Here is a 7,598-nt window from a genome sequence, read left to right as displayed (position 1 = left end):
CCGCCGTACACCGCGGCCTGCGCGGCCGCAGCCTGCCCACCCGCGGCGTGCGCGCGCCGGTGATGGTCGATGCCCGGCACCTGGAGCGCTATCGCCAGGTGTGCGGCTTCAGGAACGACCACCTGCTGCCGCCGACCTACCCGCACATCCTCGCCTTCGGCCTGCAGATGGGCCTGCTCACCGACGCCCGCTTCCCCTTCCCGCTGCTGGGCCTGGTGCACCTGGAGAACCGTATCAGCGTATTGCGCCCGCTCGGCGGCCTGGGCCCGTTCCAGGCCAGCGTGCGGGTGGCCGACCTGCAGCCCCACGACAAGGGTGTGACCTTCAGCCTCATCACCCAACTGCACGACCAGCTCGGCCTGCTGTGGGAAGGCGACAGCCGCATCCTGTTCCGCGGCATGCGCCTGGAAGGCACGCCGCCGGAACGCCAGGAGCCACCCGAACTGCCGCTGGAGCAGATCGACCACTGGCTGTGCCCGGCGGACATCGGCCGGCGCTACGCCCGGGTGGCCGGCGACTACAACCCCATCCACCTGTCGGCGGCCAGCGCCAGGCTGTTCGGCTTCCCCCGCGCCATCGCCCACGGCCTGTGGAACAAGGCGCGCAGCCTGGCGGCCCTGGGCGAACGCCTGCCGGCGGCCGGCTACCAGGTGGAGGTGCGCTTCCAGAAGCCGGTGCTGCTGCCCTCCAGCGTCACCCTGCTGGCCAGCGAGGTGGCCCCGGCCGGGCAGTTCGCCCTGCGCGGCGAGGACGGCCTGCCGCACATGGCCGGCGCCTGGAAACCGCTCGACGCTTGATGCGGCGCCGCCGAAGCCGGAAGCTATGGGGCTCTCAAGGAGCCCCCGATGAACCTCGACGAACTCACCGCGCGCCTGCACGCGATCCGCGACCACAACCACTGGAAGCGCTTCCACAGCCCGAAGAACCTGGCCATGGCCGCCAGCGTGGAAATGGCCGAGCTGGTGGAAATCTTCCAGTGGCTGAGCGAGGACGAGTCGCGCCGCCTGCCGGCCGACAAGCTCGCCCACGCCGGCCAGGAGGTCGGCGACATCGTCCTCTACCTGCTGCTGCTCTGCGCCGAACTGGGCCTGGACATGGACCAGGTGGTGCGCGCCAAGCTGGCCGACAGCGAAAGGCGCTTCGTGCATGGCTGACCGGCATTTCGACGAACTGGCCACGCGCTTCGCCGAGAAGATCTACGGCGGCGCCAAGGGCGCCATCCGCCTGGCCGTGCTGCAGGCCGACCTGGCCGAAGCGCTGCCCGAGCACCCGCTGCGCGTGCTCGACATAGGCGCGGGCCTGGGCCACATGGCGCTGTGGCTGGCCGAGCGCGGCCACCAGGTGACCCTCGCCGAACCCGCCGCGCCCATGCTCGAAGGCGCCCGCCAGCGCTTCGCCGAGGCCGGCCGCGCGGCCACCTTCATCGAGGCGCCCTGGCAGGAACTGCTAGGCCAGCTGGACGAGCCCTACGACCTGGTGCTGTGCCACGCCGTGCTGGAATGGCTGGCCGAGCCCCAGGCCATCCTCCCCGTGCTGCACCAGCTGACCGCCCGCGACGGCTGGCTGTCGCTGGCCTTCTACAACCGCGACGCGCTCATCTACCGCAACCTGCTCAAGGGCCACTTCCGCAAGCTGCGCAAGCAGCGCTTCGCCGGCGAGGGCCAGAGCCTGACGCCGCAGCAGCCGCTGGACCCGCGCGAGCTGGAAGCGGCCATGGCCGCCAGCTGGAACATCGAGGCGCGCAGCGGCGTGCGGGTGTTCCACGACTACATGCCGCAGGAGTTCCAGCACAAGGCCGAGCCCCTGGACCTGGTGGAAATGGAACTGGCCTACCGCCGCCACCCGGCCTTCGCCGGCCTGGGCCGCTACCTTCACTGGCTGTGCCGCCCGCGCGAATAGGTGCACAATCGCCGCATCACCGTCGTCGCCCGTGCCCCGGCGCGGGCGGGAGCCCCGCATGTCGCCACGCCTGATCCTGCTGCCGCTGCTCGCCGCACTCGCCGCCTGCCAAAGCCAGAACCCCTACACCAGCCAGTCGCTGCCGCCGCCCCCGGTGCCGGCCCAGGCCAGCGCTCCGGGCTTCGACCCCGGCGCCTACCCGGCCGCGCCACCGGACTACGGGCGCTACCGCTCGTGGAACTGGACCGGCGCGCCCAGCGGCGCCACCACCTATGGCAGCTCGCTGCAGGATGCGGTCAGCGAGGGCCTCGACCAGGTCGGCCTGCGCCCGGCGCGCCCCGGCGCCGCGCCGGACCTGCGGGTGAGCGCGCGGGTCAGCAGCGAGCAGCGCACCCGCCAGGTCACCGACTACTATGGCGGCGGCTACTACGGCGGCTGGAACGATCCCTGGTACGGCGCCTCCATCCCGGTGACGCGGACCTACGTGGTACAGGTCAACGTGGTGCGCATCGAACTGTACGACGCCCATGACAACCACCCCGTCTGGGACGCCTCGGCCGAATACGAGCCCAGCGGCAACCAGAGCGAGCAGGCCCGGGGGCTGCGCGAGGCGGTGCGCAAGGCATTGTCGGGCTACCCGCCGCACTGACCGGACACCGGCCGCGCCGTCCGGCTTTGTTGCCAGAAAACTGCGGAATAGGGCCGTTTCGAGACATTTCGGCACTTGCCTTTGCCGACACTCTGAGCTTCGATGAAGACTCTGTCTGGAGTATGCCGACCATGATCCGCCGCCTGCTGTTGCTGGGCCTGCTGCTGGGCCTCGCCGCCTGTGAGACCGTCAACCTCAACCGCGACTACGATTCCAGCCGCGACTTCGCCATGTACCGCAGCTGGGCCTGGGCGCAGCCGGCCTTCGAGTACCGCCCGGACGACCCGCGCATCAAGAGCGACCTCACCGAGCAGCGCATCCGCTCGGCGGTGGCCGACCAGCTCGACCAGCGCGGCCTGCGCCCGGCCCAGGCCGGCGCCGCGCCCGACGTGACGGTGCGCACCTACCTGATCGTCGACCAGCGCCAGGACCAGGTCACCACCTACACCGGTGGCTACTGGAACGGGTACTGGGGTGGCTACTGGGGCGGCCCGGCGATGGCCGAGTCGCGCACCGTGACCTACAAGGTCGCCACCATCCAGGTCGACCTGCTCGACGGCAAGGACGGCAAGCTGGTGTGGCGCGGCAGCGGCGAGCAGATCATGCGCAGCAGCCCGCCGACCCCGGCCGAGCGCGAGGCGGCCATCCGCGAGACCGTGCAGAAGGTCCTCGCCCAGTACCCGCCGCGCGGATGAGCCTGCAGCACCGCCCGGTGGAAGCCGGCGACCTGGCCGAGGTGGCCGGCTTCGTGCGTGACGCCGACGAGCTCTTCTACGCCTACCCCAAGGCGCAATGGCCGTTCAGCGTCGAGCAACTGGCCGCCGCCGTGGCCGAACGCCGCGCCAGCACCCTGGCCCTGCTCGACGGCCGCGCCGCCGGCTTCGCCAACTTCTACCAGAGCCTGCCGGGCGAATACTGCGCCCTGGGCAACATGATGGTCGCGCCCTGGGCCCGCGGGCACGGCGTGGCGCGCTACCTGATCGGCGTCATGGAAGGCCTCGCCCGGCGCGACTACGCTGCGCCGCTGATGAAGATCTCCTGCTTCAACGACAACGCCGGCGGCCTGCTGCTCTACGCCGGCCTGGGCTACCGCCCGGTGGGCATCGTCGAGCGCCAGGCGCCGGACGGCCGCCGCGTGGCCCTGGTGCAGATGGAGAAAGCCCTTGAACCCGCCTGACCCACAGCGCGTGCTGATCATCGTCAGCAGCGGCCCGAGCACCCCGGCGCGCTGCGCGGCGCCCTTCTACACCGCCACCCTGCTGGCCTGCATGGACGCCGAGGTGACCCTCTTCCTCAGCGGCGAGGGCGTGCAGCTGGCGCGCCAGGACGTGGTGGACAACCTCTACGCCGCCCCCGGCGGCGAGCCGCTCAGCCACTTCATCCAGCAGGCCAAGGAAGCCGGCGCGCGCTTGCTGATGTGCCGCGCCCCCGGCGTGCCCATCGACGAAAGCGCGCTGATCGACGAAGTCGACGAAATCGCCAGCGGCGGCGAGCTGGCGCGGATGATCCTCGAATACGACCGGGTGCTGACCCTGTGAAGCTGCACGACCTGGACTTCCCCGACGACCTGCTCTACGCCCCGGACTACAACCTGTGGCTGCGCGAGGAGCCCGACGGCGCCGTGACCCTCGGCCTGAGCGCCTACGGCTGCGCGCTCTACGGGCAGATATTCGCCTTCACCCCCAAGCGCGACGGCTGGCACGTCGAGCGCGACCGCAGCTTCGGCGTGGTCGAGTTCGCCAAGGCCGCCTCCTCGGCGCGCAGCCCGCTGGCCGGCACCCTGCTGGTGAGCAACGAGGAAGTGCAGCGCCGCCCCGGCCTGATCAACCTCGACTGCTACGGCGAAGGCTGGATGGTGCGCCTGCGCCCGGACGACTGGGCCGCCGCGCGCACCGGCTTCGTCAGCGGCCAGGCGGCGCTGGACGCCTTCGCCGAACGCATGCGCCTGGACGCCTTCGACCCCCGGGGCGACGACGTCCAGGCCCTGCGCCGCGACTGAGCTTAAGCAAGCCATAAGCATCGCCGGCCTAGCCTGGGCGATCGCAAGCTCCCCCACAGAAGGAGTCCGCCATGCCCCGGCTTCCCGCCCTCGTTCTCGCTCTACTCGCTCTCTCCGGCTGTGCCGGGCAGAGCAGCTACAACCTCGGCGCCATCGAGTCGCCGGTGAAGGAATCCTTCGGCCTCGACGACCTCGAACGCCAGCCCATGATGGGCGTGCAGTTCCAGCAGCAGGGCGGCTTCTCGTCCCAGCAGCAGCGCCTGCTGATGGGCCCGTGAGCGCGCCCTAGTCCACCCGGAAGCCCGCCAGCTGCTGCTGTTGCTCCACCGCCAGGCGGGCCAGCTCCAGGCTCGCGGCGGCGCTCTGTCCGGCGTTCTCCACCACGCTCTGGATGCTGTCGTTGAGCTGGGTGATGTTCTGGCTGATCTCGTGGGCCACCGCGGTCTGCTCCTCGGTGGCGGTGGAAATCTGCGCGTTGCCGTCGGCGATGCGGTCGATGGCGTTGGCGATGTGCCGCAGCGCCTCGCCGGACTCGCGCGAATGCCGCACGCTCTCCCCGGCCCGCTCGCGGGACTCCTGCATCACCCCCACGGCCTGGCGCGCGCCGTTCTGCAGCGCGTCGATCATGCCGCGGATCGACTCGGTGGCCTTCTGCGTATTGCTCGCCAGGCTGCGCACCTCGTCGGCCACCACGGCGAAACCGCGCCCGGCCTCGCCGGCCCGCGCCGCCTCGATGGCGGCGTTGAGCGCCAGCAGGTTGGTCTGCTCGGCGATGCTCTGGATCACCCCCAGCACGCTGCCGATCTCGTCGCTCTGGCTGTGCAGGCGGTCGATCACCCCGGCGCTCTCCTGCACCGCCTGGGACAGCCGCTCGATGGCCCCCAGGTTGGCCTCCACCAGCTCGGTACCCTGGTGCGCCTCGCGGCGCACGTCCTCGGCCACCCGCGCCATGTCCAGGGCGTTCTCCGCCACCTGCTGCACCGCGGCGCTCATCTCGTGCACGGCGGTGGCGACCATGGCGGTCTGCTCGCCCTGGCCGTTGGCGGCATCGCTGACCTGGGCGCTGATGGCGCTCATCTGCTCCGAAGCGCTGGCCAGCTGCACGGAGGCGCCGCCCAGGTGGCGGATCAGCCGCTGGAAGTGCTCGAGCATGGTGTTGAAGGCCCGGGCGGTCTGCGCCAGCTCGTCACGGCCCACGGCCTCGGCGCGCAGGCTCAGGTCGGAATTGCGCTGCACCGTGGCGATCACCCGGCTCAGCTGCTCCAGCGGGCGGTTGATGGAACGGCTGACCAGCAGGCTGAACAGCAGCATGCCGACCAGCACCACCACGGCGATGACCACGAAGCTGTGCTTCATCGCCTGGTAGCGCGCGGTGGAGGCCTGGTTCAGCGCATCGCCCTCGCGGACCTGCAGTTGCGCCAGCTCCTCCAGCGCGTCCCCCAGCGGGTCGAAGGCCGCATACAGGCGCCGCACGAAGCTGCCGTCGCTCTCGCTGCGCAGGCTGCCGTCGGTCTGCCCCAGCAGCGCCTCCACCAGCTTGTCCACCTCGGCCATGCGCGCGCGGATGCCGGCCACCATCTGCCGCTCGGCATCGGTCATCTTGCTGCCCTGGACGATGCCCCAGGAATCCTCGATGCTCGTACGCGCCTCGCCGATGGCGCCACGCAGCGCCTCCACGTCGATCACCCCGGCGCGGTACTTGTGCAGCGCATCCACCATGTTCACCGCATAGGCGTTGGAAATCAGGTTGAGCCGGTTCACCGGCCGCATGCGGTCGCTGAACAGCTCGTCGAAGTCATCGTTGAGCTGGCCGGCGTTGTAGGCCGCCAGCGCCATCACCCCGGCCAGCACCAGCAGGGGCAGGAACGCCAGCGACAGCAGGCGGGTACGTACGCGGAACTGGTTGAGCATCGCATCTCTCCTGGGCTGCTCGAACTCGTGCGCGGACCACGCCACCGCGATCCGCTCGTCTCGGCGAATGGATCGGCCTTCCAGGGGAGAACTGGACCTGAGGGTTAAGTAGGAAACATCCCTCCATTTCGAGAGACGCTTCCCAGGAAAGGGCTGCTAGGGTGAAAGAAACCCCACGCCCGGGAGGCCGGATGCTCCGCCAAGCCCTCGCCCTGCTCCTGCTGCTGGCCAGCCTCGGCGCCAGCGCCGACCAGCCGGCGCAACCCGGCTTCGTCTACCTCGACCAGGTCCTGAAGAACGCCCGCTACGAAGCGCGCTACTACAGCGGCGACAACTTCGTCGGCACCCGCATCGACGGCTACGAGAGCCCGCGGGTGATCCTCACGAAAGAAGCGGCCACGGCCCTGGCCGACGTGGAACGCGACGTCGCCCTGAGCGGCCTGCAACTGAAACTCTTCGACGGCTACCGCCCGCAACGCGCCGTGGCCCACTTCCAGCGCTGGGCCGCGGACCTGGCCGACACCCGCACCAAGGAGCGCTATTACCCGCAACTGGACAAGGTGGCGCTGTTCCGCGACGGCTACATCGCCAGGAAGTCCGCCCACTGCCGCGGCAGTACCGTGGACCTGACACTGGTCGACGCCAGCACCGGCCAGGAACTGGACATGGGCAGCCACTTCGACTTCTTCGGCCCCATCTCCCACCACGGCACCGGCCTGATCACCGTGCAACAGACACGCAACCGCGAAACCCTGCGCAGCGCCATGCAACGCCACGGCTTCGAGCCCTACGCCAACGAGTGGTGGCACTACACGCTGAAGCAGGAGCCCTACCCGAACACCGCCTTCGACTTCCCCGTGAAATAGCCTGCCGGCTTTTCGTAGGAGCGAGCTTGCTCGCGAATGGAGCTTGCCGGCGAGCGTGGGAGGTGGGCTTTAGAGCGCCCTCTCCCTAACCCTCGGCTGCGCGCCCCGCCCTGAAGGGAGAGCGGACCGTTCGGCGTGCTTGACTGTTATGGAGTTAGCCGGCAGCACTAAAGGTTCTCAGCTGAAACCATTTGTTCTCTCGGCACGGACAAGCCCCCTCTCCCTTCAGGGAGAGGGCTGGGGAGAGGGCAAGACGTCAATCCCCGCACCAGGC

General features: G+C 70.1%; 11 protein-coding genes. 10 read left to right on the top strand and 1 reads right to left on the bottom strand.

The features are described from left to right. The 9 genes from DK254_RS26440 to DK254_RS26400 form a co-directional block, all read left to right on the top strand. On the top strand, positions 1-797 hold a 797-nt coding region (locus tag DK254_RS26440; RefSeq protein WP_109937306.1), incomplete at its 5' end, for a MaoC family dehydratase. 48 nt (positions 798-845) lie between these two features. Beyond that, positions 846-1,154: a MazG-like family protein gene (locus DK254_RS26435; protein WP_089390131.1), complete on the top strand. Its 309-nt coding sequence runs from the start codon at positions 846-848 to the stop codon at positions 1,152-1,154. After that, entirely contained in the window at positions 1,147-1,899 is a 753-nt protein-coding gene (locus DK254_RS26430; protein WP_109936204.1) for a methyltransferase, read from the top strand. The genes DK254_RS26435 and DK254_RS26430 overlap by 8 nt, the downstream gene beginning before the upstream one ends. Positions 1,900-1,957: 58 nt before the next feature. Beyond that, complete coding sequence (locus DK254_RS26425) at positions 1,958-2,548, top strand: DUF4136 domain-containing protein (protein ID WP_109936203.1); 591 nt, start codon at positions 1,958-1,960, stop codon at positions 2,546-2,548. Positions 2,549-2,679: 131 nt separating this feature from the next. Then, complete coding sequence (locus DK254_RS26420; RefSeq protein WP_109936202.1) at positions 2,680-3,243, top strand: DUF4136 domain-containing protein; 564 nt, start codon at positions 2,680-2,682, stop codon at positions 3,241-3,243. Beyond that, complete coding sequence (locus tag DK254_RS26415; RefSeq protein ID WP_109936201.1) at positions 3,240-3,725, top strand: GNAT family N-acetyltransferase; 486 nt, start codon at positions 3,240-3,242, stop codon at positions 3,723-3,725. Before DK254_RS26420 ends, DK254_RS26415 begins: the two co-directional genes overlap by 4 nt. Further along, a complete protein-coding gene (locus tag DK254_RS26410; RefSeq protein ID WP_109936200.1) occupies positions 3,712-4,086 on the top strand; it encodes a DsrE family protein in 375 nt (124 codons plus the stop codon). Before DK254_RS26415 ends, DK254_RS26410 begins: the two co-directional genes overlap by 14 nt. Beyond that, positions 4,083-4,547: a glycine cleavage system protein H gene (locus tag DK254_RS26405; RefSeq protein WP_109936199.1), complete on the top strand. Its 465-nt coding sequence runs from the start codon at positions 4,083-4,085 to the stop codon at positions 4,545-4,547. Before DK254_RS26410 ends, DK254_RS26405 begins: the two co-directional genes overlap by 4 nt. Positions 4,548-4,618: 71 nt before the next feature. Beyond that, complete coding sequence (locus tag DK254_RS26400) at positions 4,619-4,825, top strand: hypothetical protein (RefSeq protein ID WP_109936198.1); 207 nt, start codon at positions 4,619-4,621, stop codon at positions 4,823-4,825. Between the two features lie 7 nt (positions 4,826-4,832). Here DK254_RS26400 and DK254_RS26395 read toward each other — a convergent pair whose 3' ends face one another. Then, positions 4,833-6,458, bottom strand: a complete 1,626-nt coding sequence (locus DK254_RS26395; RefSeq protein WP_109936197.1) for a methyl-accepting chemotaxis protein — start codon at positions 6,456-6,458, stop codon at positions 4,833-4,835. Between the two features lie 191 nt (positions 6,459-6,649). Here DK254_RS26395 and DK254_RS26390 point away from each other — a divergent pair, with 191 nt between their 5' ends. Further along, a complete protein-coding gene (locus DK254_RS26390; RefSeq protein ID WP_109936196.1) occupies positions 6,650-7,324 on the top strand; it encodes a M15 family metallopeptidase in 675 nt (224 codons plus the stop codon). Positions 7,325-7,598 lie beyond the last annotated feature (274 nt).

This window comes from Pseudomonas sp. RW407, assembly GCF_003176655.1.
Taxonomy (GTDB): Bacteria; Pseudomonadota; Gammaproteobacteria; order Pseudomonadales; family Pseudomonadaceae; genus Pseudomonas; species Pseudomonas delhiensis.
Note: the sequence above shows the minus strand (reverse complement) of the source record. Positions and strands in the feature narration are given on the sequence as shown.

Coding starts and splice junctions, on each gene's coding strand:
- DK254_RS26390 (WP_109936196.1), top strand. CDS start 6,650: ATGCTCCGCCAAGCCCTCGCCCTGCTCCTGCTGCTGGCCAGCCTCGGC.
- DK254_RS26420 (WP_109936202.1), top strand. CDS start 2,680: ATGATCCGCCGCCTGCTGTTGCTGGGCCTGCTGCTGGGCCTCGCCGCC.
- DK254_RS26435 (WP_089390131.1), top strand. CDS start 846: ATGAACCTCGACGAACTCACCGCGCGCCTGCACGCGATCCGCGACCAC.
- DK254_RS26425 (WP_109936203.1), top strand. CDS start 1,958: ATGTCGCCACGCCTGATCCTGCTGCCGCTGCTCGCCGCACTCGCCGCC.
- DK254_RS26395 (WP_109936197.1), bottom strand. CDS start 6,458: ATGCTCAACCAGTTCCGCGTACGTACCCGCCTGCTGTCGCTGGCGTTC.
- DK254_RS26415 (WP_109936201.1), top strand. CDS start 3,240: ATGAGCCTGCAGCACCGCCCGGTGGAAGCCGGCGACCTGGCCGAGGTG.
- DK254_RS26400 (WP_109936198.1), top strand. CDS start 4,619: ATGCCCCGGCTTCCCGCCCTCGTTCTCGCTCTACTCGCTCTCTCCGGC.
- DK254_RS26430 (WP_109936204.1), top strand. CDS start 1,147: ATGGCTGACCGGCATTTCGACGAACTGGCCACGCGCTTCGCCGAGAAG.